Origin of the sequence: Aeromonas sp. XH (genome assembly GCF_033348475.1) — a bacterium.
GTDB lineage: Bacteria > Pseudomonadota > Gammaproteobacteria > Enterobacterales > Aeromonadaceae > Aeromonas > Aeromonas sanarellii.
The window spans coordinates 3,142,555-3,158,973 of record NZ_CP137630.1; the positions used below are offsets into that span (position 1 = coordinate 3,142,555).

General features: G+C 65.9%; 16 protein-coding genes. 8 read left to right on the top strand and 8 right to left on the bottom strand.

Features of this window, described 5'->3' with window-relative positions; genetic code table 11:
* Positions 1-188 precede the first annotated feature (188 nt).
* Positions 189-1,706: an aldehyde dehydrogenase family protein gene (locus R2B70_RS14395; RefSeq protein WP_318161827.1), complete on the top strand. Its 1,518-nt coding sequence runs from the start codon at positions 189-191 to the stop codon at positions 1,704-1,706.
* A 66-nt stretch (positions 1,707-1,772) separates the two neighbouring features.
* On the opposite strand, the gene R2B70_RS14400 is transcribed toward R2B70_RS14395, so the two are convergent.
* Positions 1,773-2,567 (bottom strand): helix-turn-helix transcriptional regulator, encoded by a 795-nt coding sequence (locus tag R2B70_RS14400; RefSeq protein ID WP_318161828.1) that lies wholly within the window; start codon positions 2,565-2,567, stop codon positions 1,773-1,775.
* A 96-nt stretch (positions 2,568-2,663) separates the two neighbouring features.
* Here R2B70_RS14400 and R2B70_RS14405 point away from each other — a divergent pair, with 96 nt between their 5' ends.
* Positions 2,664-3,551 carry a DMT family transporter gene (locus R2B70_RS14405; RefSeq protein ID WP_318161829.1) on the top strand — a complete coding sequence of 296 codons (888 nt, stop codon included), beginning with the start codon at positions 2,664-2,666 and terminating at the stop codon, positions 3,549-3,551.
* A 114-nt stretch (positions 3,552-3,665) separates the two neighbouring features.
* Here the strand turns inward: R2B70_RS14405 and R2B70_RS14410 are convergent, their stop codons facing one another.
* On the bottom strand, positions 3,666-4,649 hold the full coding sequence (locus R2B70_RS14410) for an aldo/keto reductase (RefSeq protein ID WP_209793873.1): 984 nt from the start codon (positions 4,647-4,649) through the stop codon (positions 3,666-3,668).
* A gap of 99 nt (positions 4,650-4,748) precedes the next feature.
* Here R2B70_RS14410 and R2B70_RS14415 point away from each other — a divergent pair, with 99 nt between their 5' ends.
* Positions 4,749-5,657: a LysR family transcriptional regulator gene (locus R2B70_RS14415; RefSeq protein ID WP_318161830.1), complete on the top strand. Its 909-nt coding sequence runs from the start codon at positions 4,749-4,751 to the stop codon at positions 5,655-5,657.
* A gap of 124 nt (positions 5,658-5,781) precedes the next feature.
* Here R2B70_RS14415 and R2B70_RS14420 read toward each other — a convergent pair whose 3' ends face one another.
* Both R2B70_RS14420 and R2B70_RS14425 read right to left on the bottom strand, forming a co-directional pair.
* Entirely contained in the window at positions 5,782-6,474 is a 693-nt protein-coding gene (locus R2B70_RS14420) for a response regulator (RefSeq protein WP_042074288.1), read from the bottom strand.
* 3 nt (positions 6,475-6,477) lie between these two features.
* The gene (locus tag R2B70_RS14425; protein ID WP_042074287.1) at positions 6,478-8,043 is read right to left on the bottom strand and encodes an ATP-binding protein; all 1,566 of its coding nucleotides are present in this window, start codon (positions 8,041-8,043) and stop codon (positions 6,478-6,480) included.
* 255 nt (positions 8,044-8,298) lie between these two features.
* Between R2B70_RS14425 and slyA the strand changes: the two genes are divergently transcribed.
* From slyA to R2B70_RS14445, 4 genes are all read left to right on the top strand, one after another.
* Positions 8,299-8,772 (top strand): transcriptional regulator SlyA, encoded by a 474-nt coding sequence (slyA, locus tag R2B70_RS14430; RefSeq protein WP_209793877.1) that lies wholly within the window; start codon positions 8,299-8,301, stop codon positions 8,770-8,772.
* Position 8,773: 1 nt separating this feature from the next.
* Complete coding sequence (locus R2B70_RS14435) at positions 8,774-9,829, top strand: HlyD family secretion protein (protein ID WP_216990782.1); 1,056 nt, start codon at positions 8,774-8,776, stop codon at positions 9,827-9,829.
* Positions 9,830-9,839: 10 nt separating this feature from the next.
* The gene (locus R2B70_RS14440; RefSeq protein ID WP_318161831.1) at positions 9,840-10,868 is read left to right on the top strand and encodes a DUF2955 domain-containing protein; all 1,029 of its coding nucleotides are present in this window, start codon (positions 9,840-9,842) and stop codon (positions 10,866-10,868) included.
* A 201-nt stretch (positions 10,869-11,069) separates the two neighbouring features.
* Positions 11,070-11,429 (top strand): MliC family protein, encoded by a 360-nt coding sequence (locus R2B70_RS14445; RefSeq protein WP_318161832.1) that lies wholly within the window; start codon positions 11,070-11,072, stop codon positions 11,427-11,429.
* Positions 11,430-11,489: 60 nt separating this feature from the next.
* Here the strand turns inward: R2B70_RS14445 and R2B70_RS14450 are convergent, their stop codons facing one another.
* The 4 genes from R2B70_RS14450 to nrdD form a co-directional block, all read right to left on the bottom strand.
* Positions 11,490-11,876: an energy transducer TonB gene (locus R2B70_RS14450; RefSeq protein WP_318161833.1), complete on the bottom strand. Its 387-nt coding sequence runs from the start codon at positions 11,874-11,876 to the stop codon at positions 11,490-11,492.
* Positions 11,877-12,015: 139 nt separating this feature from the next.
* A complete protein-coding gene (locus R2B70_RS14455) occupies positions 12,016-12,186 on the bottom strand; it encodes a YqaE/Pmp3 family membrane protein (RefSeq protein ID WP_042074281.1) in 171 nt (56 codons plus the stop codon).
* Between the two features lie 55 nt (positions 12,187-12,241).
* A complete protein-coding gene (nrdG, locus tag R2B70_RS14460; protein WP_318161834.1) occupies positions 12,242-12,751 on the bottom strand; it encodes an anaerobic ribonucleoside-triphosphate reductase-activating protein in 510 nt (169 codons plus the stop codon).
* A 113-nt stretch (positions 12,752-12,864) separates the two neighbouring features.
* A complete protein-coding gene (gene nrdD, locus R2B70_RS14465; RefSeq protein ID WP_318161835.1) occupies positions 12,865-14,982 on the bottom strand; it encodes an anaerobic ribonucleoside-triphosphate reductase in 2,118 nt (705 codons plus the stop codon).
* A 441-nt stretch (positions 14,983-15,423) separates the two neighbouring features.
* Between nrdD and R2B70_RS14470 the strand changes: the two genes are divergently transcribed.
* On the top strand, positions 15,424-16,407 hold the full coding sequence (locus R2B70_RS14470) for an ABC transporter substrate-binding protein (RefSeq protein ID WP_318161836.1): 984 nt from the start codon (positions 15,424-15,426) through the stop codon (positions 16,405-16,407).
* Positions 16,408-16,419 lie beyond the last annotated feature (12 nt).

Here is a 16,419-nt window from a genome sequence, read left to right on the forward strand (position 1 = left end):
GAAACGGCACAGCCTCGTCGCCACGACCGGGATCACTGGTTAATCAAGATACGCCGCTGCACCCCATTTGATAACGTTTTTGTAACTTTTCATCTGCTGGTCAGCTCCTCTGGCACGTCCCTTGCGATACCCAACGCAACCGGACTGCCCGCCAGGCCGGTCAGGACCACACACATAAGGATGATGAGATGATTTATACCGCTCCCGGTCAGGCAGGTGCCCTGGTCAGCTTCAAGTCCCGCTACGACAACTTCATCGGTGGCGACTGGGTGGCGCCGCGCGCCGGCCGCTACTTTGAAAACATCTCGCCGGTAGACGGCAAGGTGTTCTGCGAGGTGGCCCGCTCCGACGCCGCCGACATCGAGCTCGCCCTGGACGCTGCCCACAAGGCGTTCGCCAGCTGGAGCAAGACCAGCGTCACCGAGCGCAGCAACCTGCTGCTGCGCATCGCCGATCGCATCGAGCAGAACATCGAGCGGCTCGCCGTCGCCGAGACCTGGGAGAACGGCAAGGCGGTGCGCGAGACCCTGGCCGCCGACCTGCCCCTGGTGGTGGATCACTTCCGCTACTTCGCCGGCTGCATCCGCGCCCAGGAGGGCTCGGCCGCCGAGCTGGACCAGAACACCGTCAGCTACCACTTCAAGGAGCCCATCGGGGTGGTCGGCCAGATCATCCCGTGGAACTTCCCGCTGCTGATGGCCGCCTGGAAGCTGGCCCCTGTGCTGGCGGCCGGCTGCTGCAGCGTGCTCAAGCCCGCCGAGCAGACCCCGGTCACCATCATGCTGATGATGGATCTCATCAAGGACATCCTGCCCCCCGGCGTGGTCAACGTGGTCAACGGCTTCGGCGCCGAGGCGGGCCAGGCACTCGCCACCAGCAACCGGATCCAGAAGCTCGCCTTCACCGGCTCCACCGAGGTGGGCGCCCATATCCTGCGCTGCGCCGCCGACAAGCTGATCCCCTCCACCGTGGAGCTGGGGGGCAAGTCCCCCAACATCTACTTCGCCGACGTGATGCAGCACGAGAGCAGCTACATCGACAAGGCGGTGGAAGGGATGCTGATGACCTTCTTCAACCAGGGCGAGGTGTGCACCTGCCCCTCCCGCGCCCTGGTGCAGGAGTGCATCTACGACGACTTCATGGACAGGGTGCTGGCCCGCGCCCGCACCATAGTGCAGGGCAACCCCCTCGACACCGCCACCCAGGTGGGTGCCCAGGCGTCCCGCGAGCAGTTCGACAAGATCCTGAGCTACATGGAAATAGGCCGCGGCGAGGGGGCCAAGATGCTGATCGGCGGCGGCCCGGCCAAGGTGAGCGGGCTGGAGGGGGGCTTCTACATCCAGCCCACCATCTTCTCGGGCCAGAACAAGATGCGGGTGTTCCAGGAGGAGATCTTCGGGCCGGCGCTCGGGGTCACCACCTTCAAGGACGAGGCGGAGGCGTTGGCGATTGCCAACGACACCCAGTACGGCCTGGGGGCGGGCCTCTGGACCCGCGACAGCAACCTGGCCTGGCGCATGGGGCGTGGCATCCAGGCCGGCCGGGTCTGGGTCAACTGCTACCACGCCTACCCGGCCCACGCCGCCTTCGGCGGCTACAAGAAGTCGGGGATAGGCCGCGAGACCCACAAGATGATGCTGGACCACTACCAGAACACCAAGAACCTGCTGGTGAGCCACGACATCAATCCCCTCGGCTTCTTCTAAGCCACTCCTGCCATCAACAAGGGCGCCCATGGCGCCCTTGCTTCATTCCGGCTCCCGCCGTTTGGATCAGGCCCCGGGTTGGCCCAGTTGCTGGCGATAACGCTGGGGGGCGCAGCCCTGCTCGCGCTGGAACATGGCGATAAAGGCCGAGGTCGAGGCGTAACCGAGGCGCCAGGCGATCTCCTGCACCGGCATCTCGCCGCGCAGCCAGTCCAGCGCCTTCACCAGCCGCAGCCGGGTGCGCCACTGGCCGAGGCTCATGCCGAGCTCCTTCTGGCAGCGCCGCGCCAGGGTGCGCTCGGTGCTGTGCAACACCTTGGCCCACTGGGCCAGGGTGCGGTTGTCCTCCGGCGTCGCCTGCAGCGCCGCCAGCAGGGGGGCGAGCAGGCGATCCCGGCTCTGGGGCAGGTAACTCGGCTGACAGCGGGTGCGAGCCAGTTTCTCGATGAAGAGCGCCCCCTGACGGGCATCCCACTCATCCTCCATGTGGCCGACCCGGCGCTGGGTGAAATCCTCCAGCAGGGCCCGCAGCAAGGGGGTCAGGGCCAGCAGCTGGGGTTCCCGTGGCAGGCGCGGGGCCAGTTCGTGGCTCACGTAGATGGAGGTGTAATCCAGGGTCTGCTCGTTGAAGGCGGTGTGGGGCAGGTCCGCCGGCACCCAGATGAGGTAGTCCGGGGGGGCCACCAGCCGCTCTCCCCCCACCTCCACCACCATGACCCCCAGACTGATGAGGCTGAGCTGGCCCCAGGGGTGGGCGTGCTCGGCGCAGGCGTTGCCCCCCTGGATCTGGCTGTAGCGAAAGTAGAGGGGGTTGGGGTCGGCCAGCAGGCGATCCTGCTCGGCCAGGGTGAGGGTGCCCATGCAGATTGTCCCAAAGCGGTTATGACATGTCTTATTTACGCTACTTACCTCGTTCAAGACAAGGCTAGACTCTCCCCATCGTACCAAGGAGTGCCTATGCCTTTTCTCTTTCCCCTGCTCGCCATCCTGATCTGGGCCGCCAATACCGTGGTCTCCAAGGCCGCCGCCGGCGTGCTGGATCCCGCCGCCATCTCCTTCTATCGCTGGGTGATCGCCGCCCTCGCGCTCTCCCCCTTCTGCCTGCCGCAGCTCTGGCGCCGCCGGGCCGACATCCGCCCCTGGCTCGGCAAGCTGCTGGTGCTCTCCCTGCTCGGCATGGTGCTCTACCAGTGCCTCGCCTACTACGCCGCCCACAGCACCTCGGCCACCAACATGGGGGTCATCGGCTCCCTGCTGCCCCTGCTCACCCTGCTGATCGGGGCCTGCTGCTTCGGCCAGAAGCCGGGCAAGCAGGCGCTGCTCGGCATGAGCCTCTCCCTGTTCGGGGTGCTCTGGCTGCTGGGTCAGGGGGATCCCCTGGCGCTGCTGCACAGCGGCATCAACCCGGGCGATGGCATGATGCTGCTGGGGGCGGCCAGCTATGCCCTCTATGGCCTGCTGATCCGCCGCTGGCAGCTGCCGTTCGGCCCCTGGCTCAACCTCTACCTGCAGATCCTGCTGGCGGTGCTGCTGCTGATCCCGGTGGCCCTCTCTGCCGACTCCCTGGCCATTCCCGCCCAGGGCTGGAGCATGGTGCTGTTCGCCGGGCTCGCCTCCTCCATCTTCGCCGCCTACTGCTGGATGCGCGGCCTCGCCACCCTGGGGGCGGAGCGCACCTCGGTCTTCATGAACCTGATGCCCCTGTGCACGGCCCTCATCGCCGTCCTCACCCTGGGGGAGCCCATCCACGGCTATCACCTGCTGGGGGGCGGCCTCATCCTGACCGGGGTCATGCTCTCCCAGTTCAAGCCGCGAACCCGCCGCCCCCTGCTGGAAGGGGCATAGCCGGCGCCACACACGCAAAAAGGGAGCCCAGGCTCCCTTTGTCGTTTTCCCGCCCCGGTGGTGCCCCTCAACGGGGCGAGCTGACCACCCCACGGCGAGCGGAGTGCGAAACGCTCATGCGTTCACCCCCTTCATCCCCTCAGCGGTATAGCGCTCCCCCGCCACCGGCAGGGTCCGGATGACCTGACCCAGGGCCCCGAGCTCCGCAGGCGTGAGGCGTACCGACAGGGCGCCGAGGTTATCCTCCAGATGGGTCAGGCGCCGGGTACCGGGGATGGGCACAATGTCCTCCCCCTGCGCCAGCAGCCAGGCCAGGGCTACCTGCGCCGCCGAGCATCCCTTCTGCCGGGCCAGGGCCATGACCGCCTGCACCAGGGTGCGGTTGGTGGCGAGGTTGTCCCCCTGAAAACGCGGCAGACTGGCCCGAAAATCCCCCTCCTCGAACACCGCCTCCTGCTGGTAGCGCCCGGTCAGAAAACCGCGCCCCAGGGGGGAGTAGGCCACGAGACCTATCCCCAGCTCGCGGCAGGCGGGCAGCACCGCCGTCTCCACCTCCCGGGTCCAGAGGGAATATTCCGTCTGCACCGCGGCCACCGGGTGCACGGCATGGGCGCGCCTCAGGGTGGCCTCGCTCACCTCGCACAGGCCGATGCGGGCTATCTTGCCCTCCTGCACCAGCTGCGCCAGCCCGGCCATGGTCTCCTCGACGGGATGGGCCGGATCGAGACGGTGCACATAGTAGAGATCGATCTGCTCGATGCCGAGGCGGCGCAGGGAACCCTCGCAGCTCTGGCGCGCATAGCGGGCGCTGTTGTCGAGGGTGCGCCTGTACTCCCCGGGCTGGCGCACTATGCCAAACTTGGTGGCCACCTTCACCTCCCCCCGCCGGGTCGCGAGAAAGCGCCCGATCAGCGCCTCGTTGTGGTGGGGGCCGTACATATCGGCGGTGTCGAGCAGGTCGATGCCCCGCTCCACCGCCTCCGCCAGCACCCGCAGGGACTGTTCGTCGTCCCTCGGCCCGTAGAATTCGCTCATCCCCATGCAGCCCAGCCCCAGGGCGGAGACATGCAGGCTGGTACCCAGAGTTCGTCGTTGCATCGTGTGTTCTCCCTGACAAGTTGCAGGGCAGTATGGTCTTCCGAAAATGAATGAGATATAGAGATAACTGGCAACCTATTTTCCGATGATGGAAACCCTATGCACGACACCCTGCTCTGGGACGACGCCCGCGTCTTCCTGGCCATCGCCCGCAGCGGCACCCTGAGCGGTGCCGCCCACACCCTTCGCATGGGGGTGGCCACCGTCTCCCGGCGCCTGGACAGGCTGGAGGCGGCCCTCGGCCTGCCCCTGTTCAGCCGCCACCAGCAGGGCTATCGCCTGACCGACGACGGTGAGGCCCTGCTGGAGCGGGCCGAGGCGCTGGAGCATGCGGCCCTGGCCTTTGGCGAGGCGGGGCAGCAGCAGGGACAGGTGGCAGGCACAGTGCGCCTCGCCACCGCCGAGAACCTGGCCAATCCCCTCATCATCCCCTCCCTACCGACGCTCTTTGCCCGCCACCCCGAACTTAGGGTCGAGCTGGTCACCGGGGTGCAGACGGTGAACCTGCACAGGCGCGACGCCGATCTCGCGGTGCGCATGGTCAAGCCCGACGCCGGCAACCTCACTATCCGGCGCCTGGGGACCCTGGGGTTCGGTCTCTACGGGAGCGGCACCTACCTGGATGCCCGCAGCCCCGGGGGGGATGCCGCCAGCTTCGATCGGGATGACTTCATCGGCTGGAACGAAACCCAAAGCCACCTGCCCGCCGCCAGATGGATGACCCGCATGCTGCGCGGCCGCCCCTGCCGGGTGGAGACAGGTACCCTGGCGGCCCAGCTCGCCGCCGCCAAAGCCGGCCTCGGGCTCGCGGTGCTGCCCCACTTTCTCGCCCGCCAGACGGATCTGGTCTGCCTCCTGCCGGAGCTCGGGGTGGATCAGCCCATCTGGCTGGTGATCCACAGCGATCTCGCCCACTCCCGGCGGGTGCGGGCCGTGGCGGATCACCTCATCGCCCTGTTCGAGCGCGCCCGCACCGTCCTGCACCCCTTCTCGGGTGATCCCAGATAGAGCGGGCCAGACGACATAAAAAACAGGGCAAGGACCGGACAGCAGAAAGGGAGCCCCTGGCTCCCTTTCTGTCTGCGCTGCGACTCTGCGCTGCCCGTCTGAACGGCCAGCCACCGGCGCCGGGTCAGTGCTCCCGCCGCCAGTGGTAGCGGCGCTCCGGGCGGCCGCGCTGGCCGTAGTTGAGCTCCACGTCCAGCTTGTCTTCGGACTCCAGAAACTCCAGGTAGCGGCGCGCCGTGGTGCGGCTCAGGGAGAGACGCAGCGCCACCGTGTCGGTGGAGAAGGTGGTATCCGGCTCGCCGGCCAGCAGTTCCAGCACCTGGCGCAGGGTGATGGCGTCGATCCCCTTGGGGGTCTCGCGTACCTCCCGCGGCTGCCCCCGCCCCTTGCCCAGCAGCCGATCGAGATCGCTCTGGGCCAGCGAACCGCGCTCGCACAGGCGGCGGTGCAGGACGAGGACCTCGTCCAGGCTCTGCTGGATGCGGGACAGCCGCAGGGGCTTGATGATGTAGTCCTGCACCCCCAAGTTCAGGGCCTGCTGTATGGTCTCCACGTCACAGGAGGCGGTGACCATGATCACGAATACCTCCCGGTTGTGGCTGCGCAGCCGGCTGACCCACTCCAGCCCCGAGCCGTCGGGCAGGGAGATGTCCACCAGCAGCAGCTGGGGCTCGGTGGCACGCAGCATGTGATCGGCCTCGGCCAGGCTCCCGGCCCGCCCCGGCAAGGCATACCCCGGGGTCGAGGCGATCAGCTCCGCCAACATGGCGCCTATCCGCTCGTCATCCTCGATAATCAGCGTGAAAATTGGCTTCATGACTTACACCAATTGGTTTTTATTCAAATAGATACCGAACAGTGTCGTCTGCTCGGTGGTGCGCCGCCATTCTATCACACCCCCGCGGCGGGCCACGGTCTTCTGGACCAGGAAGAGGCCCACCCCGTGATCGCCGGTCTGGCGACTCACCCCATAGTCGAACAGATGATCCGCCAGCGCCTCGTCCACCCCCTCGCCGCTGTCCTCCACCTCGATCACCAGCCGCCGGCCAAGGTCATCCAGGGAGAGCAGCACCCGGGGCGCGGTGTGCTCGCGGTTCCCCCAGGCGGCGCGCAGGCCGTTGTCCAGCAGGTTGCCGATGCAGGTGATGAGATCTGCCGACACCTCCGCCGGGTACTCCCCGAGGGACGAGCCGGTGTCCAGCACCAGCTCCACCCCCAGCTCCCGCGCCCGGCTGAACTTGCCGAGGATAAGCCCGGCCACCGGCTTGTTCTCGATGGCCCGCAGCACCCCTTGCAGCATGGTCTGGCAGGCCTCGTTCTCCTGCTGGATCAGCTCCACCGCCTCCTCCACGTGACCGAGCTGCAGCAGGCCGGAGAGGCTGCCGAGCTTGTTGGCGAACTCGTGGGTCTGGATGCGCAGCATCTCGGCGTACTGGCGCAGGTGGGTCACCTGCATGCCGAGGCTGCCGGTGCCGTCCGGCCGGCTGAAGATCAGCATGCGGCCGGGCTCGCGGCCGCCGAGCTCCTGCCAGTGACCGACGAAGTCCTCCCCCTGCACGGTGAAGCGTACCCTGCCCTCCTGGGTCAGGATCGGCAGCAGCGCGGGGGCCAGCTGTGCCAGGGAGTGACCCAGCAGGGCGTGGCGACCGGTGCCGGGCAGCCGCAGCTGGTAGAAGGCGGCGCTGTTGAGCATGGTGATCCCGTGCTGGCTGTCGAGGGCCACTATCCCCTCAGAGATCCCCTCCAGCACCAGATCCTGCCGGGCGAAGCGGTTGGCGATGGTCTCAGGCTCCAGATCCAGCAGGGTGCGTTTCAGCCGGTGCTGCAGCCAGAGCGCCAGCAGCAGGCCGCAGCCCAGCACCGCGCCGATGGCACCGAGGAGCAGGGCAATGCGATCCAGGTAGATGCCCTCCACCGTCCGCATCAGATACCCCACCACCACCACGCCGATGGCGCTTCCGTCCGCCCCGATCACCGGGGAGAAGCAGCGGATGGCGGGGCCCAGGGTGCCCACGTCCCGGGAGCAGTAGCTCCGGCGCTCGTGGATCGCCGGCCAGATGTCCTCCCCCCGGAAGGTCTGGCCCACCAGCTCGGGCGAGGGGTGGCTCAGGCGCCGGGCGTGCTCGTCGGTCACCACCATGTAGGCGGCGTCGGTGCGCTTGCAGATCCCCTGCACATAGTCCCTAAGGCCGGGATCGCTGCCCAGTTGCAGGGCCTGCACCACCCGGTTGTCCGCCGCCAGCACCCGCGCCAGATCGCTCCCCTTCTCCTCCAGGTTGCTCTCCAGCAGGTGGCGGATGAAGAGGGCGAGCAATCCCCCCAGGATCAGGATCAGCAGCAGCGACAGGCCGAGGGAGAGGGTGACCAGCTGGTGGCGCAGTTTCATCTTGTTACCTTGCAACGTCAGGAGAAGGCCCGGGGTGCGGACACAGCCTGGCGGGAGCAATGAGCAGGGCCGGCGCCGGGCATGGCGTCACTCTAGCGCCCCGGTGCGCCACTGTCGGTTAGCTGGCCCGCAAAGCCATATAAAAACTTAAACACCACGGCAGCCCCGAATCTGAACGTGACCTGCATCACACTATTTACTTAGCCTGCGAAATAACTATAATGCTTCGCAAGCTAACTAAATAAGGAGCCCGTCATGGGAAAGGATCTGGAGATGTTGCGTGAGCTCTCCCTCGCCGAGCAGCTGGGGCGACTGCACCGGCTGTGGCGCACCGTGGCCGACCTCGAGCTGGCGCCCCTCGGGCTCACCCATCCCCGCTGGACCGCCCTGTGGAAACTGAGCCGGCTCGGTGGCCACCTCAGCCAGAAGACCCTGGCCGAGGCGCTGGAGATAGAGCTGCCCTCCCTGATGCGCACCCTGGGCCAGCTGGAGGAGCAGGGTCTGGTGGAACGCCACTGCTGCAGCCAGGACAAGCGGGCCCGCATCGTCACCCTGACCCCGGCCGGCAAGGCGCTGCTCGACCAGATCGAGGATCGCATCATGGAGGTACGCCGTGAGCTGCTCGTCGGCATCAGCCAGCAGGAGCTGGCCCAGTTTGAAGACATTGTGCACCGCATCTCCGCCAACGCCCTCGGCAAGATAGCCGCACAGCACGAAGAGAGAGAATGAGATGACTCCGGATCAACAATTCAAGCGCTGGATAAAGTGGGCCATCGCCTGCTTCATCCTGGTGTTTGGCTACTTTCTGCTGGCCGACATCAAGATGCCCCTGACGCCCCAGGCCATGGCGACCCGGGTCGTCACCCGGATGGCGCCCCAGGTCAGCGGCAAGGTGACCGAGGTCGCCGTGACCAACAACCAGCACGTCAGACAGGGGGACCTGCTGTTCGCCCTCGACCCCGTCCCCTTCGAACTCGCGGTCGAGCAGGCCAGGCTGGCCCTGGATCAGGCCGAGCAGCAGAACCGCCAGCTGGACGCGACCCTGACCGCCTATGAGGCGGAGTACAGCTCACTGCGGACCCAGGCCGACCAGAAGCAGCGGGAAGCGGCCCGCATCGACGCCCTCTATCGCCGTCACATGGTGTCGGAGCAGCAGAAGGACGACGCCGACAGCGCCGCCCGCACCGCCCGGGCCAACCTGCTCGGCAGCCAGGCCCGGGTAGAGCAGGCTCGCGTCAGCCGGGGGCTGCCCGGCGACGACAACCTGCTGCTGCGCCAGGCCCGCAACCGCCTCGCCCAGGCCGAGCTCAACCTCGCCTACAGCCGGGTCCATGCAAGCCAGGACGGCATCATCACCAACCTGCAGCTCAAGCCGGGCAGTGTGGCCAACGCGGGCTCCCCCCTGCTGGCCCTGGTATCCGAGCAGGTGGACGTGATCGCCGATTTTCGCGAGAAGAGCCTGCGCCACGTCAGCCCGGGCAGCCAGGCCCTCGTCGCCTTCGACGGCGAGCCAGGCCGCCTCTATCCGGCCCATGTCGCCAGCCTGGACGCCGGGGTCAGCGCCGGCCAGTTCGACGCCAACGGCCAGCTCGCGAATCCTGTCGAGTCCGATCGCTGGGTGCGCGATGCCCAGCGCCTGCGCCTGCACCTGACCCTGGAGCAGTTGCCCGCCCACCTGCCGGCCGGGGCCCGCGCCACGGTGCAGCTGCTGCCGGACAACACCCTGACCGGGTTGCTGGCCCGCGGCCAGATCCGCCTGCTCAGCCTGCTGCACTACATCTACTGAGATGACCACCATGAACCTGTGGCACAGACCCCTCACCGCCAACGAGCTGCGCCAGTGTCTGCGCATCGCCTTCGGCTGCACCCTGGGGTTTGTGCTGTGCAAGATCTTCGGCTGGAGCAACGGGGTCTTCTTCACCGTCACTCCGGTGCTGCTGCTCGGCATGGTACCGGTGATGAACGGCCACGCCGCCCGCCAGCTCATCGCCTCCGCCGCCATATGCGGGCTGGAGGTGGGCCTGCTGGGGGGCCTGTTCGGCAGCCACCCCGGGCTCATGACCCCCCTGGTCTTCCTGCTGTTCCTCTACCGCTTCGCCGCCATGTCCAGGGGCAGCCTGTTCCTGTTCGGCGCCAATGGCGTGCTCAGCCTCAGCATCATGCTGCACTTTGCCAGCTACCCCGGCACCGATCTGAACGACCTCATCTTCAGCAACCTCTGGGCCAGCGTCCTGTCGGTGCTCATCGCCTATCTGATGACGGCCCTGATCCCGGACGTGGAGGCCAGGCCCATCCCGGCCCCCTCCCCCAAGGCACCGCACCGGATGCGTCACGAGGCCCTGCTGGGTGCCAGCATCGCCACCCTGTCGTTCCTGGTGTTCCAGACCCTCGATCTGCGCGACTCCATGTCGGCCCAGGCCACCACCCTGCTGCTGCTCTTCCCCATGCACTGGAACGGCGCCCTCGGCTATGCCCGCAAGCGGGCCATGGGCACTTTGCTCGGGGTGAGCTTCGGCATACTCGGACAACTGGTGCTCTACGACTGGTCCGGGTTGCTGCTGCTGGTGACCCCGGTGCTCTGGCTCGGCGCCATGCTGTTCAGCTACGCCCATGTGAAGGAGGCGAGCGGCTCCGGGGTCGGGTTCGGCGCCCTCACCACCCTCGGCATCCTGTTCGGCCAGTACCTGACGCCCGGCAACGATCTGGTGTTCAGCGCCCTCTACCGGGTGAGCAGCATCCTGGTGGCCATAGTGGCCACCCTGCTCGCCTGCTACCTCATCCACCGCCTGCTCAACCACTTCGAGGCGACGCGATTCGGCCATTGACCCTTTTTCTGTTGCCATCGGACGGCTCCCTTTCGCCCCGCTTGCCTGCCGGGGCGTTTTTTTGTCCGCCGCGCGGCCGAGGCGGCGGCCCTCCTGCCCGTCGGCAGGACGCATCCCGACGCAGGGGGCCCATGATGAGGTTGCAGTTGATCCTCATCCTGTTAGGCTCAATGCCATATGACACCGTTCAAAGGATGCGACATGAAACACGCCAAGCTCTTTCTACTGGGAACCGGGGCCCTGACCCTGCTCGGCGGCTGCGATCTGGGCGCCGGCAAGCTGGGCGTCACCGGCGGGGATCCCGTCACCTACCTGTGCGAACAGAACCAGAAGGTGCAGGTGCGCTACTTCTCCCTCTCGGACGAGAGCCTGAACTTCGTCAAGCTCGCCCTGCCCGATGGCAAGGACTACACCCTGCCCCAGGCGGTCTCCGCCTCCGGCGCCCGCTACACGGACGATCATCAGGTGGTCTGGTGGAACAAGGGCAAGGAAGGGTTCGTCGAGATGCGCGATGAGACCGGGGAGTGGCAGAGCCGCTACAACGACTGCAAGGAGCAGTAAGCCTGGCGCCGCCATGGCGCATTGCAGCAACGCAACACCCCGGCCAGGCCGGGGTGTTTGTCATTTCACTTCCACTTCGAATCGGACCTCCACCCGAGCCGGAATGGCTTGTGGATTCTGCTCGGATGGCCGGTAGCGCATCTGCGCCAGCCCGGAGATGGCGATGAGATCCAACACGCCGGGTGGATGGGATTCCAGCACCTCGGGGCTGAACAGCGTGCCATTGGAATCGATGAGATAGCGAAGGGTCACATACCCCTTGACCGGCCTCTTCTCCGGCAGCCCCCCGACCGGGTTAAAGGTGCCTATATCCCCCACCAGCACCCAGTATTCGGGCAGCTCTTCCCAGGTGACATCCACCGGAGGCTGATTCAGCTTGGCGGTGGGGCTGGCACAGCCCCCCAGCAGGGCCAGGCTGGCCCACAGCAACAACAGTTTCAAACGCACTGACACTCCCTCTTCGTTGTACCGCTCGGCTCCTTGAGCGGATTGCCAGTGTCAGGTAAAGGGGCTCATCCGGAAAGTCCCCATCTGGCGCGCAATGAAAAAGGCCAACCCCGGGGTTGGCCTTTTTCAATCGGGCGGATCAGCCGCGCTTGTCGCTCACCACCAGCCAGAGCGCATGGACCATGCCGGGCAGGCCGCCGAGCAGGGTCAGCACTATGTTGATGAAAAAATGCAGGCTCAAACCCACCTGGATAAAGGCGCAGACCGGGGGCAGGAAGATGGCCAGCAGGATCTTGAGCAGATTGTTCATGGGGCTCCTCGTGAAAGATGTCTTGGGGTTGGCCTAACCATAAACACCCAAGGCCTCAACTGCAAACCAGACAGGGGGTCCGCTCCCCTCCTTCCCGCCAGGCGTTGAGGTCGTGGATCTGCTGATTGCTGCTGCCACGCCACAGCAGGCCGGGATCCGCCAGGGCCTTCTCAAACTTGCCATCCACCAGCACATCCAGCAAGGCCACCAGCTCGCGCTGGGCCGGCGAAAGCTTATCCAGGCGATAGCCGGTCCAGCACCAGATGTCCTTGCCGGGACACTCAGCCCGCACCCGTTTCACCAGCGCCAGCACGTGGGGCACGTTGGCCGGGTGGAGCGGATCGCCGCCGGAGAGCGACAGACCACGCCGTTTGATGCGGCTGTCGTTGAGATCCTGGATGATGCGATCGCTCATGGCCGCATCGAACGGCCTGCCGCCATCGAGGCGCCAGGTGCTCTGGTTGTAGCAGCCAGGGCACTGGTGCTCGCAACCCGACACGAACAAGGTGGCGCGGGTGCCTGGGCCGTTGATCACATCGACCGGGTAGTACTGGTGGTAGTGCATTCGAGTTCTCTGGGTTAACGGCCAACCCCCTCCCAACCTCCCCCTTCGAAAGGGGGAGGAGCTTCTTTGCCCCCTCCCCTGCCAAGGGGAGGGCTGGGGTGGGGTCTGCTCGCTTACATATGCTTGACCCGGCGCTTGACCTCTTCCTGCTTGCCCGCGTTGAAGGGGCGCGCATCCGGGCTGCCGAGGTAGCCGCACACCCGGCGGGTCACCGACACCTTGGCGGGGTCGTGGTTGCCGCAGCGCGGGCAGGTAAAGCCCTTGGAGGTGCACTCGAACTCGCCGGTGAAGCCGCAGTCGTAGCACTCGTCGATGGGGGTGTTGGTGCCGTAGTAGGGCACCTTGTCATAGCTGTAGTCCCAGACGTTCTCCAGCGCCTCCAGGTTGTGCTGGATATTGGGGTACTCGCCGTAGCAGATGAAGCCGCCGCTGGCGATGGGCGGATAGGGCGCCTCGAAGTCCAGCTTGTCATAGGGGTTCACCCGCTTCTCCACGTCCAGGTGGAAGCTGTTGGTGTAGTAGCCCTTGTCGGTCACCCCGGGCACCACGCCGAACTCCTTGGCGTCGATGCGGCAGAAGCGGGTGCAGAGGTTCTCGCTCGGGGTGGAGTAGAGGCTGAAGCCGTAGCCTGTCTCCTCCTTCCACTCGTCGGTGGCCGCCTTGAGCCGCGCTATGATGGCGATGGCCTTCTGGCGCAGGGTCTCGCTGTCGAACAGGTGGACATCGGTGCCATAGAGGGCGTTGATGGTCTCGTGCACCCCTATGTAGCCCAGGGAAATGGAGGCTCGGCCACGTTTGAAGATCTCGCTGATGTTGTCATCGGCCTTGAGGCGCACCCCGCAGGCCCCCTCCATGTAGAGGATGGGGGCGACCCGGGCCTTGACCCCGTCGAGGCGCTCGATGCGGTACATGAGCGCCATCCTGGCCACCCGCAGGGCGGCATCCAGCCGGTCCCAGAAATCCGCCTCGTCACGGGATTTCAGCGCAATGCGCGGCAGGTTGAGGCTCACCACCCCTAAGTTGTTGCGTCCCTCGTGGATGAGCTCGCCGTGCTCCTCGTAGGCACCGAGGAAGGAGCGGCACCCCATGGGGGTCTTGAAGGAGCCGGTCACCTTGACCACCTGATCGTGGTTGAGGATGTCCGGGTACATCCGCTTGGAGGCGCACTCCAGCGCCAGGCGCTTGATGTCGTAGTTGGGATCCCCCGGCTTGTGGTTGAGGCCATCCTTGATGGCGAACACCAGCTTCGGGAACACCGCGGTCTTTCTGTTCTTGCCGAGGCCCGCGATGCGGTTGCCGAGGATGGCGCGCTGGATCATGCGCGACTCCCAGCTGTCCCCCAGGCCGAAACCGAAGGTGACGAACGGCGTCTGACCGTTGGCGGTGTGCAGGGTATTGACCTCGTACTCCAGGGACTGGAAGGCGTCGTGGCACTCCTTCTCGGTGCGAGCCATGGCGTAGGCGTCCACATCCTGGATCCCCCACTCCTCGGCCACCTCCCGGTGCTTGTGCCAGCTGATGGTCACATAGGGAGCCAGCACCTCGTCGATGCGGTTGATGGTGGTGCCACCGTAGATGTGGCTCGCCACCTGGGCGATGATCTGGGCGGTGACCGCGGTGGCGGTGCTGATGGATTTCGGGGTGTCTATCTCCGCATTGCCCATCTTGAAGCCGTGGGTCAGCATCCCCTGCAGATCGATCAGCATGCAGTTGAACATGGGGAAGAAGGGGGAGTAGTCGAGATCGTGGAAGTGCAGATCGCCGCTCTCGTGGGCCTGCACCACGTCGCGGGGCAGCATGTGGCTGATGGCGTAGTGCTTGGCGACGATGCCCGCCAGCAGGTCGCGCTGGGTCGGGATCACCTTGGAATCCTTGTTGGCGTTCTCGTTGAGCAGGGCCGCGTTGGTCTGCTCCACCAGGCCGCGGATCTCCTGGGCCAGCCGGCCACGAGCCTCGCGGGCCTGATCCCTGTCATGCCGGTACTCGATGTAGGCGCGGGCGATAGCCTTGTCGTCGGAAGCCATCAGGTGGTTCTCGACCCGGTTCTGGATCTCGTGGATGTCCACCTCGCCTCGCCCCTCCAGCTCCTGGCTGACGGCGCCGGCGATGCGCTCGGCCAGCGCCGGATTGGCTTGATTGACCGCTTCCGCCGCCCGGCTCACCGCCTCGGCGATCAGCTGGCCATTGAATGGTGCACGACATCCATCGCGTTTGATCACTACCGGTTTCATCGATTTTCCCCGCGTTAAAGGCCTGGCTCTCGCCCTCGGCTCACCCTTGTTGAGTCCCCTTCTCCACGCCCGTCCCCGGCGCAAACAAATTCAGCCAAGGCTTGGACAACCCGGGCTGACACTGAGAGGGTGACGACTTATGCACAGCTTGATAACACTATATATGGGTGTTTTTTTTATGCTTACCCCTATATGTGGGGTCTATTAGGCACCAAAGCGGTACCTCGTTTCTTGATCCAGAACAGGTTTTCGGAGGGGTGGGGCAGTTCACAACCAGCGCCAAAAGAGGCTTTCCTTGTGCATCCCAGACGGGGGGCGGGCTGGCGCGTCATCCGGCCAACTGGAAAAAGATTTTACCTCCGACAGTAATTGACCGGGACAGGCCTGCACCAAAATGGACATAATGAGTGACGATTCTCTGCCTGTCCGATGGGACGCGACATGACCAAGCCTCTACTGCGGCGACTGCTACTGCTGCTGTGTGCCCTGCCGCTGCGGCTGTGGGGGGCCGAAATCCTGGTGATCAGCAGCTATCACCCCGAATACCTGTGGGATCGAAGCTACAACGCCAGCCTGGAGGCCCATCTGGGCAGCGCCCACCGCATCAGCCACTTCTACATGGACACCAAGCGCCGTCCCCCCGAGGAGTTCGACCGGATCGCCGAACAGGCCCTGGCCTTCTACCGGCAGGTCAGGCCGGAGCTGGTGGTGCTCGGCGATGACAACGCCATCAACTACCTGGCCGGCGAGATAGCCGCCCTGGGCACGCCCGTGGTGTTCCTCGGCATGAACGAGAATCCGCGCCACAAGGGGCTGGTGGGCCATCCCATGATCACCGGTGTGCTGGAGCGCCCCCTGCTCAAGCGCAACATCAGCGAGATGAGCCAGTTGATGGGGGGGATCAAGAAGGCGCTGGTACTGTTTGATTCCAGCCAGGTGTCGCTCACCGCCATCGAGGACGAGTTCAAGATCCAGACCGAGCTGCGGGTCGGCCAGACCCTGATCAACAGCCAGCTGATCGGCGACTACGGCCTGTGGCAGGAGGCCGTGCTCCATGCCAAGCAGAACGGCTATCAGGCCATCTTTATCGGCCTCTACCACACCCTCACCGACGATCAGGGCCGGCATGTGAACGAGCAGGAGGTACTGGCGTGGGCCAGCGCCCACAGCCCGGTGCCGCTGTTCTGCTTCTGGGAGTTTTCGGTGGGCCAGGGCAGGGCCATCGGCGGCCTGGTGCTGGATGGCCGCGATCAGGGGGCCAGGGCGGCCGAGCTGATCGGCGCCATCCTGGCGGGCGCCCAACCCGGAACCCTGGCACCGCGCGCCGCCCTGCGCGGCGAATATGTCTTCAGCGAGAGCGAGCTGACCCGCTGGCGGCTCACCCTGCCCGACAAGTGGCGCTACAAGACCCTCTGGCGCGAGTGATGACCCAAAGAA